Below are 19,315 nucleotides of genomic sequence, written 5' to 3'. Positions count from 1 at the left end.
GTGTCCGTCAGGCGTTGAGGACGCCCGTGGACAGGAGGCCGAACAGGAGGACGCCGATGATAATCCGGTAGAGGACGAAGGCGTTGAAGGAGTGCTTGGCGACGAACTTCAGAAGCCAGGCGATCGAGGCGTAGGCGACGACGAACGAGACGACGGTGCCGACGAGCAGCGGCGCGGTGGCCACGCCGGCACCGAGGGCGTCCTTGAGCTCGTACAGCCCCGCACCGGTCAGGGCGGGGATGCCGAGGAAGAACGAGAGCCGGGTGGCGGCCACACGGTCGAGATCGAGGATGAGCCCGGTGGACATGGTCGCGCCGGAGCGGGAGAAGCCGGGAAAGAGCAGGGCCAGGATCTGCGAGGAGCCCACCAGCATGGCGTCCTTGAAACCGGTGTCGTCCATACCACGCTTGTGACGGCCCATCTGGTCGGCCGCCCACATCAGCCCACTGCCGACGATCAGTGATCCGGCCACCACCCACAAGGAGGCCAGCGGCCCCTCGATCAACGGCTTCGCCGCGAGACCCACCACCACGATGGGGACGGTGGCGCAGATGACCCACCAGGCGAACTTGTAATCATGGTGGTAGCGCTCCTCCCGGTCGGCCAGCCCCCGGAACCAGGCGGAGACGATCCGCACGATGTCCTTGAAGAAGTAGACGAGGACTGCGGCGATGGCTCCGACCTGAATGACCGCGGTGAAGGCGACGACGGACTTGTCGTCCACCTCGATGCCCATCAGCCCCTCGGTGATCTTGAGATGGCCGGTGGAGGAAACCGGCAGGAACTCGGTCACCCCTTCCACCACGCCCAGGATCGCGGCCTGTCCCACACTGATCGCACTCACGTACTGTCACCTTCACTTGCTTGGATTGCGCCGGCCTCCCGGCGGCGGCAAAGGACGAGGAACACCCCGGCGAGCCCGGCCCACGCGGCGGCGAGCAGCCACCCGGCCAGCACGTCCGTGGGCCAGTGCATGCCGAGACAGACACGGCTGAGACCCACCGCCACCGCCCACACCACCGGCACCGCCGACAGCACGGGACGCCACCGGCCCGGGGCGCCACGGCGCACGGCGACGGTGAGCAGGACGGCGACGGCCATCGACGTGGTGGTGTGGCCGGAGGGCATCGCGTACCCGCTCGCCGACCACGCCCAGTCCCTGGCCGGCGGCCTCGGCCGCGCCACCAGTTCGGCCAGAAGGATGCGCGGCAGCTGCGCCGACACCAGCGCCAGCGTCCCGAACAGCGCCCCGCGCCACCGGCCGGGGCCGAACGCCCAAGCCCCGGCCAGCGCCGCCAGGGCGTAGGCCGGCACCCCGCTGCCGGCCACGGTGACACCCACCGCCACATGAACCGCCCACGGCGGGCGGCTGCCCAGCGCCCAGTCGTGCATGGCCCAATCCACGCCGACCGGCGCCCCGTGCGCCGAGGCGGTGACCGCGACGAGCGCCACGAGCAGCGCCGTACACATCAGCGCCACCCCGGCGGCCGGCCACCACGGCGGATCCGTGGTGCGGGCGTCCATCGCACCGGGAGAAGACATGAGGCATCCTGTCTGCACAGGCCACCGCGGCAACCCTGCCAAGGGTCATGGGACGATGGACGGACACTGTATCTTCTATTCGCGAATAGAAGATACAGTGTCGACTGTAGAGGACGCGCAAGGAAGGACGTCCGTGGGCGCTGACGAACGAGTGCCGGGCCTCGGCGGAAAGCGACGGGCCAACGGAGTCCTGGAGGCTGAGATCCTCGCCCTGCTGCAAACCTCCGGATCGGCCCTCACCCCGGGTGAGGTGGCCGAACGCCTGGCCGCATCCCTGGCCCACACCACGGTGGCCACCACCCTTGCCCGGCTCCACGGCCGCGGCGTGCTGGAACGCACCCCCCGGGGCCGCAGCTACGCGTACACGCCCGTCACGGACGAGCCCGGACTCACCGCCAGGCACATGCACCAGGTCCTGGAGGGCGGCAGCGACCGTAAGTCGGTGCTGACCCGCTTCGTGAACGAGCTGTCCGACGACGACGAGGACCTGCTGCGCCGTCTGCTGGACTCCGACGAGTAGAAGGCCGGTCCCAGCGATGCATCTGGCCGTCTACCTGCCGCTGCTCTTCCCCGTCCTGGCCGGCCTGAGCGCGGGCCCGCTGGCCCGCCGCCTGGAGCCGAGGCTGGCGACCTGGCTGCTCACCACCGCAGGACTCGTCCTGGCCGCCTCCAGCACCGTCGTGCTGGGGCTGCTTGCTCTGGCAGGACTGGTCCGCATCCCGCTCGTCGTCTCCCTCAAGGGCTACTCACCCGACGTGATCGCCCGCCAGGATCCAGCAGCGTGGCCGGCCGCCCTCGCCGGTGCCGTCCTACTCGCCCTCGCGGTCGTCGCCGCCGTCCGGCTGGCCACACGCAGAGCCGGAGCCCTGTGGGCCGCGGCCCTGGAAGCCGCCTGCCTGCCCGGACCCGACCCCGTCGTCATCACCGACGACCCGGGCGCCGACGCCTACGCGATGCCGGGCCTGCCCGGCCGCATTGTCATCTCGCACGGCATGCTCGACGCCCTCGACCCCACCGGGCACGACATCCTCCTCGCCCACGAACACGCCCACCTGCGTCACCACCACTACGCGTTCGTCTTCCTCGCCCAGCTCTCCGCCGCCGCCAACCCCCTGCTGCGCCCCCTGGCCACCGCCGTCGCCTACTGCGTCGAACGCTGGGCCGACGAACACGCCGCCGCCCGCACCGGCAACCGACGCGCCGTCGCCGAAACCGTCGCCAAAGCCGCCGTCGCCGCCAAACGCAGCCGTACCCGGCGCCGCACCCCCACCGCCGCACTCGGCATCCTGAACCGGCGCACCAGCCCCGGCATCGTGCCCCGCCGCGTGGCCGCCCTCCTCGCACCGCCACCCCAGAGCCCGCCCCTGCTGCTCATCGCCGCCACCGCACTCCTCGCGGCCACCAGCCTCTGCGCACTGGAAGCTGCCCACGACCTCCACGAGTTCCTCGAACTCGCCCACCGTCACTGACACCCCAGACGCAAGCGGCCCCGTCCGGGGCACATGGTCGCAGGGGATCTGACCGTGATCATCGCGGACCTTCTGGTCTTGCCAGCTCGACGGCGTGCCGTACTTCACGACAGCAGCGGGCCCTCGGCAACGGTGAGAACGGCTTGGCCGGCAATGCCGAGCGTGAGGGAGAGGACGCCTGCCAGGTGAGCGGTGACGGCAGACCAGCCTCCCCAGCCCTCAGGCGAGTCGACGGCTGCCGTGTCGGTGGTGAGGAACAGCGGGCCGAGCCAGCGCAGGTAGTAGAAGAGCGACGCTACGGTGTTGGCGACCGCCAGGGCGGCGAGCCAGGTGTAGCCGCCGTCGATGGTCGCGCTGAAGATCTCCAGCTTGCCGAGGAAGACGCCGGTGGGCGGCGTGCCGACCAGGCCCAGCAGACAGACGACTAGCACGGCCGCGAGGCCGGGGTGGCGGCGGGCGAGGCCACGGTAGTCATCCAGAGCGCGGGCCTGAGGGAGTGCCGTGACTACGGCGAAGGCGCCGAGGTTGGTGAGGGAGTAGGCGGCCAGGTAGAGCAGCAGACTCCGCTGGGCGAGGTCGCTGCGGGTGGTGACGGCCAACGCCATCAGGAGGTACCCGACCTGGCTGATCGTGGAGTAGGCGAGCAGGCGTTTGACCGAGGTCTGGAAGAACGCCCCGAGGTTCCCCAAGGTCATGGTGACCGCGGCAAGGATCGCGATCAGTAGCGACCAGTTGACGTCGCTGTCGGCGAGTGCCTGGTGCAGCAGTCGGTAACCGGCGATCAGACCGCCGACTTTGGGCAGCGTGGTGACGTACGCGGCGACGGGTGCCGGAGCTCCGTCGGTGACGTCGGGCACCCAGAAGTGGGCCGGCACCCCGCCGATCTTGAAGAGTAGGCCGGCCAGGACACCGACGAGTCCGACGGCTACGAGTCCGTAGGGGGCGGAGGGCAGGGTCGTGGCGAGCCTGCCGTAGTGGGTGGCGTGACCGGCGGCGTACAGGAGCCCGGTGCCGGCGAGCATGGTGATGCCCAGCAGGGCGCCCATCAGGTAGTACTTCAGGGCCGCTTCGGTGCCGAGGGCGTCCTTCGCAAAACCGGCGAGTGCGTAGGCAGGAACGCTGGCCAGTAGGTAGGCGGCGAACAGCATCAGCAGGTCGTTCGCGCCGACGAGGGCGAGTGTGCCCGCGCCGGTCATCAGGAGCAGTACCCAGTACTCGGCCTCGCGTGCGTGATTCCTCACGGTTTCCACGGACATGCCGATGACCAGCAGCAGGGCTGTGAGGACGATGAGCCGGCCGACGCCGGTCGCGGTGTCGACGGCGAACGCGGCGGAGAAGACGGTCTGTTCCCGGTCCGTCGCCATGGTGACAGCGGTGGCCACCAGTCCCGTCGCACAAGCTACGGCTGCGAGGGCGGCGACGATCCACTGACGGCGTCGGGGGAGCCATGAGCCGGCGAGAAGGCCGATGACGGCGGCGCCGAGGAGAGCGAGTTCGGGGACGAGTGCGGCCAGGTTCTCGTTCACCGTGCCACCAGGCCGGTCAGGGTGCGCCCGGCCGGCTCGATCACGTCCAGCAGCCAGCGCGGTGCGACACCGATCACCAGGGCGACCGCCAGCAGCGGCACCGTGGACAGCGCCTCGGTGGTTCTGAGGTCCCGGATGCCGCCGGCGGGAATGGTCTCGGGCAGGCGCGCGGGGCCGAGGAACATGCGCCGCAGTGCGATCAGGAAGAGGGCCGCGGTGATCAGGATGCCGGTCACGGCGAGGGCGGTGGCGACGGCCTGGGAGGCCAGGCTGCCGGTGAAGATCTGGAACTCGGCGATGAAGCCGGAGAAGCCGGGAATGCCGAGACTGGCGAACGCGGCGACAGCGGTGACTGCCGCGAACCGCGGAGTGTGGGCCGCCAGACCGGAGTAGGCGTCCATCTCGTACGTCCGGCCTCGGTCGTAGAGCACGCCGCTGAGCAGGAACAGGGCTCCGGTGATCAGGCCATGGCTGACCATCTGGGTGACCGCTCCGGTCACCGCGAGGGAGCGGGCCTGGGCGTCGGTACCGGCGAGCGTCCCGGCGGCGCCGACCGCGAGGACGATGTACCCCATGTGGTTGACCGACGTGTAGGCGATCATGCGTTTGAAGTCCGTCTGCGCCAGCGCCACCAGCGCTCCGTAGACGACGGACACGGCGCCGACGACCACGATGACGAGGGCGTAGTGGCGCCAACTGCCGGGCAACAGCGGCATGGCGATGCGTACGAAACCGTATGTGCCCATCTTCAGCAGGACTCCGGCGAGGATCGCCGAGCCGGCGGCCGGTGCGTCGGTGTGCGCGGGCGGCAGCCAGGTGTGGAACGGCACGGTCGGGGTCTTGACCGCCAGTCCTACCCCAATGGCCAGGAGTACCAGACCGGCGTACAACCCGTGTCCGGCCAGTGGGTTGACACGGGTGAGGTCGACGATGTCGAAGGTGTGCGGTTCGGCTGCCAGGCAGAGCCCGATGAAGCCGAGCAGGAGGGCGAGGGAGCCGATGAAGGTGTAGAGGAAGAACCTCAGCGCCGCGGCGCGGGCGCGTTCGCCGTGTCCCCAGCCCGCGATGACGAAGAACATGCCGACGATGGAGAGGTCGAAGAAGACGAAGAAGAGGATGAGGTCAAGGGCGACGAACAGGCCGATGCTGACGGACTGGAGGAAAAGAAAGAGACAGACGTAGGAGCGCACCCGCCGCTTCTCGCGCAGGGAGTGGACGGCGACGGCCAGGAAGAGCAGGCAGGTCAGGGCGACCAGGGGGAGGGACAGGCCGTCGACGCCCACGTGATAGCCGACGCCGGCACTCGGGATCCAGCGCGCCCGCTGCTCGTACTGCATCCCGCCACGGGTGTCGTAACCGACCCACAGGGCGATGACCAGGGCAAGGTCGGCGGCGGACGTGGCGATCCACAGCCAGACGTACGCCCGGTCGGGGAGCGTGCGCGGCAGGAGCGGAAGCACCGCGCACGCCAGCAGCGGCAAGAACGTGACGACGCTCAGCACAGGGGTTACCTCACCAACAGGATGATCAGGACGAACACGAGGAAGCCGACGACGGCCTGGGCGTAGTACTGATGCAGCAGTCCGGTCTGCGGGCGGCGCGCCCAGTGGCCCAGGCGCCGCGCACTCGCGGCGACCGCCCGGACGGCGCCGTCGATTCCGCCGTCGTCCAGGCGGCGCGCGAGCCGGGCCGTCACAAGGCCGCCGCGGGCGGTCTGCCGTACGGCGCCGTCGACGACGCGGTCGTCGAAGGCGGCCAGCGTCCGGGCCAGGCCCAGCACCGGACGCGCCACGACGGTTCGCGCGGCCTGCTCCAGGTACAGCCACCCGTGAGCCGCACGTGCGGCGGCGCGCGGTACGGGCGCCGGGCGGGACGCGCACCACCAGGCCAGGCCGGCGGAGGCGAACGCCACGCCGGCGGACAGCCCGAGCTCCCACGGGGCGGGGGATGGCTCGCCCCGGGCGCCGACCAGCCCCCTCAGCCAGGACGCCGGTCCCGGCAGGGCCAGCACGCCCAGCACCGCCGCGGCAAGGGTGAGGGCGAGGAGGGGAGCCGATGCCGTACGGGCGACGCCGCGGGTGCCGCGCTGCTCGGTGTCATATCGGGCCTGCGGACTCTCCGGGAGGGGACGGGTGACGTACCAGACGGCTTTGATGCTGTAGACGGCGGCGACGGCGGCTGCCGCGAGGCCCACCGCGTACAGCCCGGTTCCCCCGGTGCGGGCGGCGGCAAGGACCTCGTCCTTGGCCGCCCACAGGGACAGGGGCGGCAGCCCGGCCAGAGTGAGCGCGCCAGCAGTGAAGGCCGCACCGACCAGCCGGTGAGTGCGGGCCGCACCGCGCAGCGCCGGGAGTTGTTTGGTGCCCAGCGCTGTCAGCCACGCCCCGGCGGCGAGGAACAGACCCGACTTGGTGGCGGCGTGTGCGACCAGTTGCGTGGTGCCCGCGGCGACGCCGCCGCTGCCCGCGGCCAGCACCATGAAGCCGATCTGAGCAGAGGTGGAGGCCGCGAGGAGCTGCTTGAGGTCGGTCTGGGCGACCGCGACCAGGCCCAGGGCCAGGGCGGTGACCGCGCCGGCCCAGGCGACCACCGGACCGGCCCATTCCGTGGTGTCCAGCAGCGGGACCAGCCGCAGCAGCAGGTAGGCGCCGGCTGCGACCATGGTCGCCGAGTGGAGCAGTGCGGACACCGGGCTCGGGCCCTGCATGGCACGCGAAAGCCAGAAGGAGAAAGGAAGTTGTGCGGATTTCCCCAGGGCGGCCACGACGATGCCCGCGGATACGACGTGCAGCCACGGCGACGCGGCGTGCGGCAGGGCGTCGAGGCGCAGGGAGCCGACCCCGCCGGCCACGGCGGCGCCGGCCGCCAGGTACAGGCCGAGGTCGGCGGCGCGGGTGGTGAGGAACGCGACGTCGGCGGCTTCCGCACGTTCGGGCCGCTGCCACCAGTAGCCGATCAGGGCCCAGCTGGCGGCGCCCATCACCTCCCAGGCCATCAGCAGGAGCGGCAGGGTGGTCGCGGTGACGGTCACGAGCACGGCGCCGGCAAAGAGCAGCATCAGCCCGAAGAACCGTCCCCGGTTCTCGTCTGCGGCGAACTCTCCCGTCGCGAAGACCAGGACGGCGAGGGTGACCGCGGCGACGGTCACCACCATCACGGCGGACAGGCCGTCCACCGCCAGCCCCGCCTCCATCCCGGCGAACAGCGGCGCGCTCGCGGCCGGACGGGTCACCGCGGCGGCGATCGCGGCACCGAGCGTGACCGCGGCGACCGTAGCAGCGCCGGCGGGGACCAGTCGGTTGCGGCGGGGTCCCGTCAGGGCGAGCACCGCTCCCGCCCCGATGGGGAGAGCGATCAGCAGCCAGAGCACCGTGCTCATCCCTTCAGGTCCTCGGCCATGTCGGTCATGTCGACCTGCCGGGCGCGGTAGATCGCGGTGGTGACGGCGAAGCCCATGGCCATCTCCACGGCCATCGCCACCACAGCCGTCACGATCACCACCTGGCCACTGCCGGCAGCGGGGGCGAGGAAGTACCAGAAGTCGGCGGCGGCGACGATGACCCCGCCGATCATCAGCTCGACGCCCATCATGATCATCACGATGGACTGCTGGGAGAGGGCACCGAACAGGCCGGTGGAGAACAGACCGGCGGCGAGGACCAGGAGGAGTTCGAACGTCATCGGCCCACTCCCCCGTCGGCCGGGTCGTTCGCGGGCCGCTGGTCGAGGTCGTCGCCGAAGCGGTCGTACCGTCCGCGGTGGGTGGCGAGGACGGTGGCGCCCACCATGGTGGCCAGGAGAACGAATCCAAGGGTGACCATGGTCAGCATCTGGTCGCCCATCAACGACATGCCGACCTGGAACGTGGTGTCCCTGGGCCGCGCTCCCGTGCGATCGGGCCACGGAACCAGGAAGATCCCTGCGACCAGAGCGGCGAACACGAGACCGCTGACGACCAGTGAGCCGCGTTTGTTGTGCAGCATCGACATCGGCATCAGACCGGCCGGGTTCATCATGTACGCGATCATGAACACCGCCATGATCACCATCTCCATGACCATCATCAGCACGATCACCACGCCGAGATACGGCAGCCGTAGCACGGCCACGACCCCGCCGACGCACACCAGGGAGCCCAGGAGCGCGAAGGTGACCCGGGCCATGGAGTTCAGGGTGAACACCAGGACACCGCCGACGAGGGCAAGCACGCCCAGTACCCACAGCAGCACCATGCCCGTCGTGTCCATGCCGCGCTCCTTTCCTAGAGGCTGAGATCGGTCAAGGCCGGGACCAGGGTCTGAAGGACGGACAGGGGGAGGAGCACCACCCAGGCCAGTTCCACGTACCGGTCGGCGCGCACCATGGGCAGCCGCCGCAGCGTCCACACCAGAGCCGCCAGTACGAGCAGCGTCTTGACCAATGACCACGCCCACGGCGGCAGCCCCGGCCCGGCGCCGCCGCCCAGGAACAGCGGCACCGCCATCGCCGCCCCCGCCGCCAGCCACAGCCACCGTCCGGCCTCCAGCAGCAGCCGGTCCACCCCGCTCGTCTCCCCCAGTACGCCCTCGGCGACGTCGCGTCCGGCCGGATACGCGAACGGGCCCAGAAAGCTGAAGGCCAGCACGCCCGCCAGATAGACGACGAAGGCGAACGGCATCCACACCGCGTACCACAGGCCGTGCTGGGCGCCGGCGATGTCGGTCACCCGCAGGGACTGGGCGCCCGTGGCCGCCGAGATCAGCGCGAACATCAGCGGCAGCTCGTAGGCCAGGCCCTGGGCGAGGAAGCGGTAGCCGCCGACCAGGGAGAACGCGGCGTTCGGACCCCAGCCGGCCAACCACAGCCCGGCCCAGGTCAGCACCTCCATGGCGTTGAACCACACCACTCCGACCGACAGGTCGGCGACAACGTGGTCCCCGAAGGGGATGACCAGCGTGGACAGCACCGCGGCCACCGGCACGGTGATCACGCCCGCCCGCCACAGCAACCGGTCCGACGCAGGCAACCGCCGGGGCTGCGCCAACACCGCACGCGGCACGGCGAGAAACGGCCGAACGACGGTGCTGACGGTGATCGGGCGGCCCGCGTTCCGGGCATCCAGTGCCGCGTCGGCTGCCAAGGCCGCCGCCGCGAAGCCGAGCAGCATCGCCGGCGCGACCAGCAGCGCCCACCACGTCCCCGTCTCAGCCACCGGCCGCCTCCAGCCGGCCGACGGCGAGTTCGTCCGGGTCCGGGTCGAGGCTGGCGACGACGAGACGGGCCGCGCCCAACTCGGCTCCCACCAGCAGGCGGGGAAGCAGCGTCGCCAGGGCGGCCGACGGCGGGCGTTCGGCGTCCCACCGGCCGCGCGGGCTCTCCTGCGCCACCGGATCGAGGCGGGCAGTCGCGTTCATCCGCCGTACGTCGCCCACGGCATCGGTGAGCCACTGTCGGTAGCGGGCCGGTACGTCTCCGCCTGCCGCCCGTACGGCGGGGCCGGTGACACCGGCGGCCCGGGCGTCGACCGCGCTGAGCGGGCCGATGCCTCGCGTCAGCCAGTACAGGGTCCGTGACCGACCGACCCGCCGGGCGAAGCGCTCCACGCGTGGCAGGACCGCGGAGGCGGGCGCCCCGTCCAGCAGATCGTCGCGCAGTCGCCGGGCCGTCACCGCCTCGGCGGGCCAGCCCGCCACCGACAGCAGTCGGCCCAGACTGTCCAGGTGCGCCGCCGCCCGCAGCCGAGCGGCCTCCCCCACGCCCACCGGCTCACCCGAGGCGGCTCGGATCCACGGCCGGCTCCAGAAGGGGTCGCCCGGCCTGCCGACCGCCGGCTCGTCGAGGTCGGCCCGTTGGATGACGTCGCCCTGAAGCACCACACGGATGGTCAGCCCGGCGGGCCAGTCGGCCAGAAACGGGCCCAACGCCACGTGCAGGCGGTCCAGCGTCAGACCGTCGCGGTCCTCCCCCGGCTCAGCCATGGCCAGTCCGCCCGGCATCTCCATGTCGCCATGACCGTGACCGGGATGACCGTCATGGTCGTGCTCGCCTTCCTCGTGACCCGTGACGCCGCGAACGTCGTGCTCTCCCTCTGTCTGCTCCTCCCGATGGGCCCGCGCGGGTTCTCCGTCCGGCCTTCCCGCTGACTCTGGCTCAGCGGATCCGTGCCCGTTCATCCCCACGCTGCCGTCGGGCTCGCCGGGCTCTCCGCCCGGTGCACCGAGCCGGGTGCGACCGGCGTCGAGAACCGGCGCCACTTCGTCCGCCGTCACCGCCCGCACGCGCACACACGGCCGGGGCATGTCCTGCCACAGCCTGTCCAGCGCCGGGCCGAGCCGGGAGCAGTCCGGACCTGCCACCAGCATCAGGTCGGCTCCAGCCGGGGTCGGCGCCGACGGCCAGTCCCGCGACCGCAGCTCCGTCTCGGCGGCGAGGCGCACCCCGGTACCGCCCGGCATGGTCACCAGCAGGACCCGTGGCCGCAGGGCCGCCGCGCGGATCAGTACGGCGGTCAGGCCCACCGCAGCGCTCCTTCCCGCCATGCGTAGACCACACCGGTGAGCAGGACGGCAAGGAAGACGAACATCTCGATCACCGCGCTGGGCCCCATCGCGGAGATCACGAGCGTCCACGGGTACATGAAGACCATCTCCATGTCGAAGGCGAGGAAGAGCATCGTCACCGTGTACCAGCGCACGTGGAAACGGCTGACCGCGTGTTCCGCCGGCTCCAGTCCCGACCCGAACGGCTGAGCGGGCAGCGGATCGGAGGAGATCCGCAGCGCCCAGGCCGCTCCGTACGCTCCGGCCACCGCCAGAAGAGCCAGGCCCAGCAAGGACAGTGCGGCAGTGAAGCCGCTCACCGGATGCCACCACCCGGGAGGCCCGTCTCACGCCCCGTCATCCGCGCGCCGGGACGCCCGTTGGCAGGCGCTCTCCCGCGCGCACTCGGCGTCGTACACATCTGCCGCTCCGTTCCCGCCCGTGCCGGAAGCGTGGGGGTACCCCGGGGAGGCATACGCAGTCCCGAGGGGCACGAGTCGCAACAGGGCGTAGACCCGGAGACGGCAGTCGGCACGCCCAGTCACCCGGTGTCGAGTGCTACAGCCACGGTGCCCGACGCGCGCACGCCCCGCGAGGCGACCGAGTCCATCGGTGCCCCGCGGGTGTGCCGGCGCGTCATGCGGGGGCAAGCGGCGCCTCCGCTGTCCGCGCGATCAGGCGCCCGCTACGTTCCAGGGCGGCGACGGACGCCGCGCAGGCCAGTCCGGTCGCGGCCAGGAAACACCACGTCAGCCAGAAGGCGTCCGCGCGGGCGGCGAAGTCCCACAAGACTCCGGTGACGAGGTTGCCGAGGGTGATGCCGAGGCCCGAAACGGTGTTGTACAGCCCGTAGTGGGTTGCCACGAGCCGGTTGCCCGAGAGCGTGACGACGGTGTCCATTTCGAACGGATAAACGATGACGCCGCCGACGGCCAGGAGAGCCACGGCCAGGACCAGTGCGGTGAGTACGGCGGCGGGAGCTTCGGGTGGTGCGAGTGCGAGCGGCACGAAGGCCATTCCCATGGCGGTGAGTCCGCGGACGAGGGCCTGAGCGGGGGTCCAGCGTCGCTTCGCCCAGCCAGTGAGCCGGAGTTGCCCGATCACGGCGACCGCGGCGGAGATGACGAAGAGTCCGCTGGTCGCCCAGGTGCCCTGCGCACCGAGGACGTCGGCCGCAGCCAGAGGCAGCGCCAGGTAGACCTGGAAGGTGAGGACGTAGGAGCCGATCATCGCGAGGGCGAAGAGGAGAAAGGGCCGGTTGGCCACGACCGTGCGCCACTGCGTCAGGACGTTGCCCGGCGTGGCGCCGGGGACGTCGCCACGGCGGGCGGGCAGGGCACACCACTGCAGGACGGTCAGCAGGGTGAAGATCGCGGCTGCGACCGTGCAGACGAGCCGGAAGTCGGCGGCCAGCAGAGCCAGGCCCACCAGGGGGCCGAGAAGCATGCCGGCCTGGTAGTAGACGTTGAAGGTCGCGAAGGCGTCCACCCGCCGCTCGCCGGCCTCGGCCGCGAGGTAGGCGCGTACGGCGGGATTGAACAGGGCACCTGCGAAGCCGGTGGCCGCCGAAGCAGCGAAAAGGGCGGGCAGGTTGTCGACCCAGCCGAGCATGCCGAAGCCGACGGTGCGGAGCAGGCAGCCCGCCATGATCGGGGCCTTGTAGCCGTAACGGTCGGCGATCGTGCCTCCGATGAGGAACATGCCCTGCTGGGAGAAGTTGCGGACGCCCAGGACGAGTCCGACGGCCCAGGCCGCCAGCCCGAGCCCGCCGGCCAGGTGAGCCGCCAGGTAGGGCATCAGCATGTAGAAGGCGAGGTTGATGGCGAACTGGTTGGCCATCAAGAGCCGGATCGGGGCGGGGAACGAGCGGGACTGCTGCCACAGGTGCTTCATCGCGCGACTCCTACCGTCCTGTCTCCCACATCCTGTGCGCCGGCGGGAGCCAGGGGATCGGTGACGTGGGTGCAGCGCGTCCAGCGGGTCACCACCCGGTCCTCCGGACGGACGACTTCCTCGGGTTCGCCGGCGGATGGGTCGTCGAGCAGGCCGTGCTCACGGCAGTAGGCGTCGTCGAAGACCGTGCCGACGTAGCGCTGCGGGCCGTCGGGGAAGATCGCGACGATCCGGTTCTCGGCCGGCAGGGTGTGCGCCGCCCACCGGGCGACGAGCGCGACCGCGCCGACGCTCCAGCCCCCGGTGGCGTAGTGGTCACGGGCCAGCCTGCGTGCCGACCACACCGCTTCCGGCGCGGCGACCCAGTGGACCTCGTCGAACAGGTCGTAGGCGACGTTGCGCGGATGGATGCTGCTGCCCAGACCCCGCATCAGACGGGGTGCCGCGGGCTGTCCGAAGATGGTCGAGCCGCAGGTGTCCACCCCCACGACCCGCAGGCGGGGGAAGAACCCACGCAGTACGGAGGCGATCCCGGCGGAGTGGCCGCCCGTGCCGACGGACACGACAAGCGTGTCGATCCGGGCGAGCTGGGCGACGAGTTCGTGGGCGAGCGGAGCATACGCGGCCACGTTCTCCGGGTTGTTGTACTGATCAGGGCACCAGGCGTCGGGATGGACAGCGAGGAGTTCTTCGACGCGCTGACGACGTGCGCCCTGCCAGCCTCCACAGGCGAGCGGGGTGTCGACGACGTCCACGACGGCCCCGTATGCCGTGAGGAGTCCCGTCATCAAGGGCTCCATGCCCGGATCGGTGACGACGGTGACCGGATGACCGTAGGTCGCGCCGGCGAGAGCCAGGCCGAGACCGAGCGTGCCGGAGGAGGACTCGACGATGCGGGCGCCGGGCAGGAGCTGTCCGCGCTCGCGGGCGGCTCGCACCATGTGCAGTGCGGTGCGGTCCTTGATGCCGCCCGGGTTGTGGCCCTCGATCTTGGCCCAGAAGCCGCGCCCCGGGGTGGTGAAGGGAGCTCCGATGTGGAGGACGGGTGTGTTGCCGACCAGGCCGGCGGGAGTGTACGTCGGGCGCTTGGCTTCGGGGAGCGGCTGCGTCGGCGCAGCCAGGACAGACGTGCAGGTCAGGTGTTTCATGGCGTGGTTCTCCGGCGGCCGGCGCCGTGAATAGCGACAGGCCGCTTGTAGAGGGAGGTGGAGGTGATCGACTGGTGGGCCGCAGCCGGGCGAAGGGCCGCGGGACTTGGTCGATCAGGTCCGCCACACGCCGAGACGGGACCGCGTATGCCCCGTGGACGAGCTACTTGGCCGGCGGGCCGATGGGTGCTCGCCGGCCCGTGGGGCCGACGGCTGGGTGCAGGGGTGTTCAACGCGGAGGACATGGAGGGCTGGGCCATCGGCAAGGGGAATGTCGCGCGAGGGCTGCACCGTGGGTTCGTCCAGATCACAACACTGCGGCTGGTGATCATGCGTCGGCGCGCTCTGCAGCAGTGCGGTCTCCGCGTCGGCCGGTTCCGGTGCGTGCCCACGGAACGCTCCTGCGCTGTGAGCGGTTTCTGCCCGTGCCATCCCGGTCGTGGCCGGTCCATGCGCGCAGGCCAGCAGATGCACCAGCACAGCAAGCAGCACGACCAGCGGCGCCGCGGTGCGCGCCACGGGCCGAGTACACGGCAGTACCGACCAGACAGACATCAATACGGAATGTAACGGCTTGTGTGCGTGCGGTCGTTGCATGCCGACCGGCCACACTGAGGTCCTGGTGACGCGCTCTCCAGGTCTGGCGCGGCTGGGACGTCTGCATATGTGGCTCAAGGCGGCCTCGGCTTCACGGCACATACGAGTGCTGCCGATCACCGGATCGGGTGAGTCCCCTCGCCACCTGGGCGAGGGGCGTGCCCGGAGACGCCGGCAGGGACAGCCCCCCGATCGCGCCGTCACACCTGCCGCTTACACGAGGGGCCCGTACGATGGGTGCCGTGACCAGGAGCCCCCAATCAAGCAGCCGCCCTGCCGGGCGGCTGTTCGTGCTGCTGGTGATGGCGGTGCTGGCCGGCGTGCTGGGCATGCATGGCCTCGCCCCCGGGGCGGCGTCGGCTGCGCAGAAGGGCGCAGGCCACGACATGGTGATGGCCGCGGCGGACGGCGTTCCGCACGCGGACGGGGGATGTACGCACAGGGATGGCGGGTCGAGCCATCTCGATCACGCCGACGGGACATGTGCGGCTGCCGGCACGGGTTCGGCGTACACGCCGCCCGCTCTGACCGGCGCCCTGCCGGACGCGGCGCCCGCCCCTGCGCCCGCTGCGACGTTCTCCAGGTCACCGCATGACGGCCGGGCCCCACCCGATCTTTCCGAACTGCAACTCCTGCGGATATAGAGCGGCTCGCTCGGTACTCCTGTAGCCGGTGTCTTCCGGTGACGGGTGCCGTGCTTCAGCACGCCCTGACATCTCTTCCCACCGCGCGCCGACGACGGCGCGCCAAGGAGTTGCACCACCATGATCCGCAAGCGTTCCCTCGTCCGCCGTACCGCCGCCGTTGCTGCCGCGGGTGCGGCAGCACTCGTCCTGGCCGCCTGCGGCGGCAACGGCGACGGCGACAGCCCGGCCGGACACAACGGCCACAACGCCACCACCTCCTCGTCCGCCCCGGCGTCGGCATCGTCGTCGCAGGGGCAGCACAACGCCGCCGACGTCGCCTTCGCGAAGGGGATGATCCCCCACCACCGCCAGGCCGTCGAAATGGCCGACCTCGCGCCCGACCGCGCGCAGTCGGCCGAGGTGAAAAAGCTCGCCGCAGACATCAAGAAGGCCCAGGACCCGGAGATCAAGACGCTCTCCGGGTGGCTGACCTCCTGGGGCGAGGAAGTGCCCGCCGAGGGTGCCATGGACCACTCCATGCATGACATGGGCGGCATGATGACGGCCGAGGAGATGACCGAACTCGAGAACACCTCGGGCAAGGCGTTCGACACCGCCTTCATGCAGATGATGATCAAGCATCACGAGGGCGCGGTCGAGATGGCGAAGACCGAGCAGGCCGATGGCGCCTACGGACCGGCCACCAAGATGGCCGGCGAGATCATCAGTTCACAGAGCGCGGAGATCGAGCAGATGAACGGACTGCTCGGCAAGGGCTGATCGCTCACGTCGGTGCGGGGCGGACGCCGAGGCGTCCACCCGCACCGCCCCCCACCCTCACGTCCTTCCGGCCTCACCGGCCGGCCGTACAGGCGGGCGTTGGCCTGATCACCAGTGACGGCAGTGGGTGCCGCGGGGACCTTGCCCGGTCGGGGTTGTCCCTTCTGTAAGATACCCAAGGGGGTATCTCGAAGGAGTGTGGGTTGTGGAACTGGCGATGGCGGCTGAGGAACTGAAGACGGTGGTCAACCGGCTGCGCCGGGCACAGGGCCAGATCGCCGGTGTGATCAAGATGATCGAGGAGGGACGGGACTGCGAGGACGTCGTCACCCAGCTCGCCGCGGCGTCCCGGGCTCTGGACAAGGCCGGTTTCGCGATCATCGCCACCGGTCTGCAGCACTGCCTGACCGACGCGGACATGGCCGCTTCCGGCGATCGGGAGCAGATGCGTACCCGACTGGAGAAGTTGTTCCTCTCTCTGGCCTGAGCTTGGGTAGCGCGGCATCCGGCTCACCCGCCTGAGTCTCCGCCCGCCCGGCCCGGCGAGGGTACGGAGCCGTGCGGGTGTCCTATGGTGGCTGAGTCTCCGAGCGGACGCGGGATCGATGATGAAGCGAGCAGTGGCACCGAGGCCGACACACGTCGGCTTCCGCGGTGTGCTGGCTCTGCTCGTAGCCGTGGTGGCGCTGTTGTGCGTCTTTGGACACGCGGAGCGTGGCGGGCCCGGCACGCCCCCGTCCGCCGCGCAGCATGTGCATGCACCTACCGCCTCTGAGGGGTCCGGCGGGACGGCGGCGCCATGCGGCAAGAAGGTGCTCGTCGATCACAGCGCGCAGCGAGCAGAAAGTGTGGCGCCGACGGTTTCGTGCCCCGGTCCCGCAGCCCTTCATACTGCCTCTACGCCATCCCATTCACAGCTCTCCGGGATGCTGTCGGGCGGCCCGGCTCCACCGCCGCCAACGACACTTCACTCCGTTCTGCGGATTTAGACCGGCCTGTTGGTCGTGTCCCTGAATCCTTGGAAACGGAGCTTTTCAGCATGCCTTCTTCCCCGCGCTCATGGAGTCGGGCGGGTGCAGCACTGCGTGGTTGGCGGACCCGGCAGTGGACTGTGGCGGGCCTCGGTGCCCTGGCCACAGCGATCCTGGTCGGCGCCCCCACCGACGTGGTGCCCAATCCGCTGTTCGGCCGGTCGGTCCCCGTGCAGTGGTGGAACTACCCGGCTCTCGCCGTCACGGCCGTACTGGCAGGCATCGTCCTGACCACCTATGTGCGTCAACCCGCTGCCCCCTCGGGGCCCAAGACCCACAACGGCGGCCGTCTGGGAGTGGTCGGCGGCGCGCTGTCCTTCTTCGCCGTCGGCTGCCCGGTCTGCAACAAGCTTGTCCTCTTGCTCCTCGGAGCTTCCGGAGCCTTGAGCTACTGGGCTCCCCTGCAGCCACTGCTGGCTGTCGTGTCGGCGGGACTGCTGGCGGAAGCCGCGCTGCGCCGCCTGTCCTCCCAGACCGCGTGCCCGGTCACGGCTTCTGCCTGATCTGCGGCCCGGTTCTGCCCCTTCTCCCTCACATCTGAGGTGTTCCATGACTGCATCCACACCGTCTTCGTCCCGCCGCACCCGCAGGCGCGCCATCGCGGCCGCCGCGGTCCTCGCCACCGCCGCGGTGGCCGGGGCCTTCGCCCTCACGCTGGACGGCTCCGGGGGCCGCAACGAGGCAGCGGGCGAATCCGCCGTCGTCAGCGAGTCCGCCGCCCCGGCGCCCGCCGACGAGAGCCTGCACGCTCTTGCTCGCCGCGATCCCTCCGATGCCATGGCCGTCGGACGGGCGGACGCCCCGGTGGTGATGATCGAGTACTCCGACTTCCAGTGCCCGTTCTGTGGCCGGTTCGCCCGCAAGACCGAACCCGAACTGCTGCGCTCGTACGTCGACAAGGGCGTCCTGCGCATCGAATGGCGCAACTTTCCCGTCTTCGGCGAGGAGTCGGAACAGGCCGCGCTCGCCGGCTGGGCGGCCGGGCAGCAGAAGAAGTTCTGGGAGTTCCACGACGTCGCCTACAGCAAGCCGCGCGAACGCAACGCCGGTGAGTTCAGCGCCGAGAACCTCATCGACATGGCCCGTGAGGCCGGAATCACCGACATCGAACGGTTCCAGGCGGACATGGCATCCGGCAAGGCCCGCAGCGCCGTGCAGAAGGACCAGGAGGAGGGCTACAACCTCGGTGTGACCAGCACTCCGGCGTTTCTGGTCAACGGCCGGCCGATCCTGGGGGCCCAGCCCACGGCCACCTTCAAGGAAGCCGTCGAGGCCGCGGCGAAGGCGGCCGGGCGATGAGCGAGGCCGGACTGGCGGTGGCGTTCCTCGGCGGTCTGCTCGCTCTGCTCAGCCCGTGCAGCGCACTGTTGCTGCCTGCCTTCTTCGCCTACTCCTTCACCAGTCGCACCCGACTGGTGGCGTGCACCGGCCTTTTCTACCTCGGTCTGTGCACGACACTCGTGCCGCTCGGCGTGGCCGGCTCGTTCGCCAGCCGGCTCTTCTATGGACATCGGGACACCCTGGTGACAGCGGGCGGATGGACGGTCATTGCGCTGGGCGTGGCCCAGATCGCCGGGTTGGGCTTCGGCTCCCGCCGGATGGCGCAGGCCGCGGGCGGACGCCGTTCGGGCTCGGTGCTGTCGGTGTTCGCGCTGGGCGCGGTGTACGGGCTGGCGGGGTTCTGTGCGGGGCCGATCCTCGGAGGCATCCTGACCGTGGCGGCCGTGGACGGCGACCCTCTGCACGGCGGGATGCTGCTCGCCGTCTACGCCTTGGGGATGGCGGTTCCGATGTTCGTGCTGGCGTTGTTGTGGGACCGTTTCGATCTGGGCCGCAAGCGCTGGCTGCGAGGGCGGGTCTTCCGGGTGGGTCCGGTGGCCCTGCACAGCACCTCGGTCGTCGGCGGCGTGCTGTTCATCGCGCTCGGTGCGGCTTTCCTCGCCTTCGACGGCACGTCCGCGCTGCCGTCGGTGTTGAGCACCGATACCGAGTTCGCCCTGGAAGAGCGGTTGTCCGACCTCGGCGCAGCGGTGTCCGACCGGCTGATTGTGCTGATCACGGCCGCTGTGGCGGCGCTGGCGGCACTGGTGGTGCTGCTTCGCACGTTGAGAAGGGGGGATCCGCAGCCGTCACCGGAAGAGGAGACGTCCGCGCACGGGTAGCGCGCTTTGGCCGCATGCCTGGC

General features: G+C 70.7%; 21 protein-coding genes. 9 read left to right on the top strand and 12 right to left on the bottom strand.

Annotated elements, in window-relative coordinates; all coding sequences use genetic code 11:
• Positions 1-7 precede the first annotated feature (7 nt).
• Positions 8-844, bottom strand: coding sequence for an undecaprenyl-diphosphate phosphatase (locus tag CCN29_RS09805; RefSeq protein ID WP_086681050.1), 837 nt, complete (start codon positions 842-844; stop codon positions 8-10).
• Positions 841-1,542 (bottom strand): phosphatase PAP2 family protein, encoded by a 702-nt coding sequence (locus tag CCN29_RS09800; protein WP_086681048.1) that lies wholly within the window; start codon positions 1,540-1,542, stop codon positions 841-843. The genes CCN29_RS09805 and CCN29_RS09800 overlap by 4 nt, the downstream gene beginning before the upstream one ends.
• Before the next feature lie 133 nt (positions 1,543-1,675).
• On the opposite strand from CCN29_RS09800, the gene CCN29_RS09795 reads away from it, so the two are divergent.
• Entirely contained in the window at positions 1,676-2,062 is a 387-nt protein-coding gene (locus CCN29_RS09795; RefSeq protein ID WP_442538297.1) for a BlaI/MecI/CopY family transcriptional regulator, read from the top strand.
• A 16-nt stretch (positions 2,063-2,078) separates the two neighbouring features.
• Positions 2,079-3,011, top strand: coding sequence for a M48 family metalloprotease (locus tag CCN29_RS09790; protein WP_086681043.1), 933 nt, complete (start codon positions 2,079-2,081; stop codon positions 3,009-3,011).
• A 104-nt stretch (positions 3,012-3,115) separates the two neighbouring features.
• Here CCN29_RS09790 and CCN29_RS09785 read toward each other — a convergent pair whose 3' ends face one another.
• The 7 genes from CCN29_RS09785 to CCN29_RS35725 are packed head-to-tail and all read right to left on the bottom strand — an operon-like array spanning position 3,116 to position 10,494.
• Positions 3,116-4,537, bottom strand: a complete 1,422-nt coding sequence (locus CCN29_RS09785) for an NADH-quinone oxidoreductase subunit N (protein ID WP_086681041.1) — start codon at positions 4,535-4,537, stop codon at positions 3,116-3,118.
• A complete protein-coding gene (locus CCN29_RS09780) occupies positions 4,534-6,039 on the bottom strand; it encodes a complex I subunit 4 family protein (RefSeq protein ID WP_086681039.1) in 1,506 nt (501 codons plus the stop codon). The genes CCN29_RS09785 and CCN29_RS09780 overlap by 4 nt, the downstream gene beginning before the upstream one ends.
• A gap of 5 nt (positions 6,040-6,044) precedes the next feature.
• Positions 6,045-7,916: an NADH-quinone oxidoreductase subunit 5 family protein gene (locus CCN29_RS09775; protein WP_086681037.1), complete on the bottom strand. Its 1,872-nt coding sequence runs from the start codon at positions 7,914-7,916 to the stop codon at positions 6,045-6,047.
• Positions 7,913-8,218 (bottom strand): NADH-quinone oxidoreductase subunit NuoK, encoded by a 306-nt coding sequence (locus tag CCN29_RS09770; protein ID WP_086681035.1) that lies wholly within the window; start codon positions 8,216-8,218, stop codon positions 7,913-7,915. The genes CCN29_RS09775 and CCN29_RS09770 overlap by 4 nt, the downstream gene beginning before the upstream one ends.
• Positions 8,215-8,784: an NADH-quinone oxidoreductase subunit J gene (locus CCN29_RS09765; protein ID WP_086681033.1), complete on the bottom strand. Its 570-nt coding sequence runs from the start codon at positions 8,782-8,784 to the stop codon at positions 8,215-8,217. The genes CCN29_RS09770 and CCN29_RS09765 overlap by 4 nt, the downstream gene beginning before the upstream one ends.
• Before the next feature lie 14 nt (positions 8,785-8,798).
• On the bottom strand, positions 8,799-9,728 hold the full coding sequence (locus CCN29_RS09760; RefSeq protein WP_442538296.1) for an NADH-quinone oxidoreductase subunit H: 930 nt from the start codon (positions 9,726-9,728) through the stop codon (positions 8,799-8,801).
• Positions 9,721-10,494 (bottom strand): hypothetical protein, encoded by a 774-nt coding sequence (locus CCN29_RS35725; RefSeq protein ID WP_442538295.1) that lies wholly within the window; start codon positions 10,492-10,494, stop codon positions 9,721-9,723. Before CCN29_RS35725 ends, CCN29_RS09760 begins: the two co-directional genes overlap by 8 nt.
• A 30-nt stretch (positions 10,495-10,524) precedes the next feature.
• Here CCN29_RS35725 and CCN29_RS35720 point away from each other — a divergent pair, with 30 nt between their 5' ends.
• Positions 10,525-10,659 (top strand): hypothetical protein, encoded by a 135-nt coding sequence (locus CCN29_RS35720; protein ID WP_442538294.1) that lies wholly within the window; start codon positions 10,525-10,527, stop codon positions 10,657-10,659.
• A 365-nt stretch (positions 10,660-11,024) separates the two neighbouring features.
• Here the strand turns inward: CCN29_RS35720 and CCN29_RS09750 are convergent, their stop codons facing one another.
• From CCN29_RS09750 to CCN29_RS09740, 3 genes are all read right to left on the bottom strand, one after another.
• Positions 11,025-11,375 carry an NADH-quinone oxidoreductase subunit A gene (locus CCN29_RS09750; protein ID WP_030871951.1) on the bottom strand — a complete coding sequence of 117 codons (351 nt, stop codon included), beginning with the start codon at positions 11,373-11,375 and terminating at the stop codon, positions 11,025-11,027.
• A gap of 316 nt (positions 11,376-11,691) precedes the next feature.
• Complete coding sequence (locus tag CCN29_RS09745; RefSeq protein ID WP_086681029.1) at positions 11,692-12,948, bottom strand: MFS transporter; 1,257 nt, start codon at positions 12,946-12,948, stop codon at positions 11,692-11,694.
• A complete protein-coding gene (locus tag CCN29_RS09740; RefSeq protein WP_086681027.1) occupies positions 12,945-14,096 on the bottom strand; it encodes a PLP-dependent cysteine synthase family protein in 1,152 nt (383 codons plus the stop codon). Before CCN29_RS09740 ends, CCN29_RS09745 begins: the two co-directional genes overlap by 4 nt.
• Before the next feature lie 839 nt (positions 14,097-14,935).
• Between CCN29_RS09740 and CCN29_RS09735 the strand changes: the two genes are divergently transcribed.
• The 6 genes from CCN29_RS09735 to CCN29_RS09705 all read left to right on the top strand — a co-directional run bounded on the left by CCN29_RS09735 (position 14,936) and on the right by CCN29_RS09705 (position 19,292).
• Entirely contained in the window at positions 14,936-15,337 is a 402-nt protein-coding gene (locus tag CCN29_RS09735) for a DUF6153 family protein (protein ID WP_086681069.1), read from the top strand.
• 120 nt (positions 15,338-15,457) lie between these two features.
• Complete coding sequence (locus CCN29_RS09730) at positions 15,458-16,099, top strand: DUF305 domain-containing protein (RefSeq protein ID WP_086681025.1); 642 nt, start codon at positions 15,458-15,460, stop codon at positions 16,097-16,099.
• Positions 16,100-16,304: 205 nt separating this feature from the next.
• Positions 16,305-16,586: a metal-sensitive transcriptional regulator gene (locus tag CCN29_RS09725; protein WP_010358257.1), complete on the top strand. Its 282-nt coding sequence runs from the start codon at positions 16,305-16,307 to the stop codon at positions 16,584-16,586.
• Between the two features lie 552 nt (positions 16,587-17,138).
• Positions 17,139-17,633 (top strand): hypothetical protein, encoded by a 495-nt coding sequence (locus tag CCN29_RS09715; RefSeq protein ID WP_086681023.1) that lies wholly within the window; start codon positions 17,139-17,141, stop codon positions 17,631-17,633.
• A 46-nt stretch (positions 17,634-17,679) separates the two neighbouring features.
• Positions 17,680-18,429, top strand: coding sequence for a DsbA family protein (locus CCN29_RS09710; RefSeq protein WP_086681021.1), 750 nt, complete (start codon positions 17,680-17,682; stop codon positions 18,427-18,429).
• A complete protein-coding gene (locus CCN29_RS09705) occupies positions 18,426-19,292 on the top strand; it encodes a cytochrome c biogenesis CcdA family protein (protein ID WP_086681019.1) in 867 nt (288 codons plus the stop codon). Before CCN29_RS09710 ends, CCN29_RS09705 begins: the two co-directional genes overlap by 4 nt.
• Positions 19,293-19,315: the final 23 nt, after the last annotated feature.

Source organism: Streptomyces pseudogriseolus (genome assembly GCA_002154585.1).
Lineage (GTDB): Bacteria > Actinomycetota > Actinomycetes > Streptomycetales > Streptomycetaceae > Streptomyces > Streptomyces pseudogriseolus.
Note: the sequence above shows the minus strand (reverse complement) of the source record. Positions and strands in the feature narration are given on the sequence as shown.

Bases quoted from the DNA above. Each gene is read 5' to 3' on its own strand.
- CCN29_RS09800 (WP_086681048.1), bottom strand. From the start codon at position 1,542: ATGTCTTCTCCCGGTGCGATGGACGCCCGCACCACGGATCCGCCGTGG.
- CCN29_RS09790 (WP_086681043.1), top strand. From the start codon at position 2,079: ATGCATCTGGCCGTCTACCTGCCGCTGCTCTTCCCCGTCCTGGCCGGC.
- CCN29_RS09775 (WP_086681037.1), bottom strand. From the start codon at position 7,916: ATGAGCACGGTGCTCTGGCTGCTGATCGCTCTCCCCATCGGGGCGGGA.
- CCN29_RS09770 (WP_086681035.1), bottom strand. From the start codon at position 8,218: ATGACGTTCGAACTCCTCCTGGTCCTCGCCGCCGGTCTGTTCTCCACC.
- CCN29_RS09765 (WP_086681033.1), bottom strand. From the start codon at position 8,784: ATGGACACGACGGGCATGGTGCTGCTGTGGGTACTGGGCGTGCTTGCC.
- CCN29_RS35725 (WP_442538295.1), bottom strand. From the start codon at position 10,494: ATGGCTGAGCCGGGGGAGGACCGCGACGGTCTGACGCTGGACCGCCTG.
- CCN29_RS35720 (WP_442538294.1), top strand. From the start codon at position 10,525: ATGACCGTGACCGGGATGACCGTCATGGTCGTGCTCGCCTTCCTCGTG.
- CCN29_RS09745 (WP_086681029.1), bottom strand. From the start codon at position 12,948: ATGAAGCACCTGTGGCAGCAGTCCCGCTCGTTCCCCGCCCCGATCCGG.
- CCN29_RS09740 (WP_086681027.1), bottom strand. From the start codon at position 14,096: ATGAAACACCTGACCTGCACGTCTGTCCTGGCTGCGCCGACGCAGCCG.
- CCN29_RS09730 (WP_086681025.1), top strand. From the start codon at position 15,458: ATGATCCGCAAGCGTTCCCTCGTCCGCCGTACCGCCGCCGTTGCTGCC.
- CCN29_RS09715 (WP_086681023.1), top strand. From the start codon at position 17,139: ATGCCTTCTTCCCCGCGCTCATGGAGTCGGGCGGGTGCAGCACTGCGT.
- CCN29_RS09710 (WP_086681021.1), top strand. From the start codon at position 17,680: ATGACTGCATCCACACCGTCTTCGTCCCGCCGCACCCGCAGGCGCGCC.
- CCN29_RS09705 (WP_086681019.1), top strand. From the start codon at position 18,426: ATGAGCGAGGCCGGACTGGCGGTGGCGTTCCTCGGCGGTCTGCTCGCT.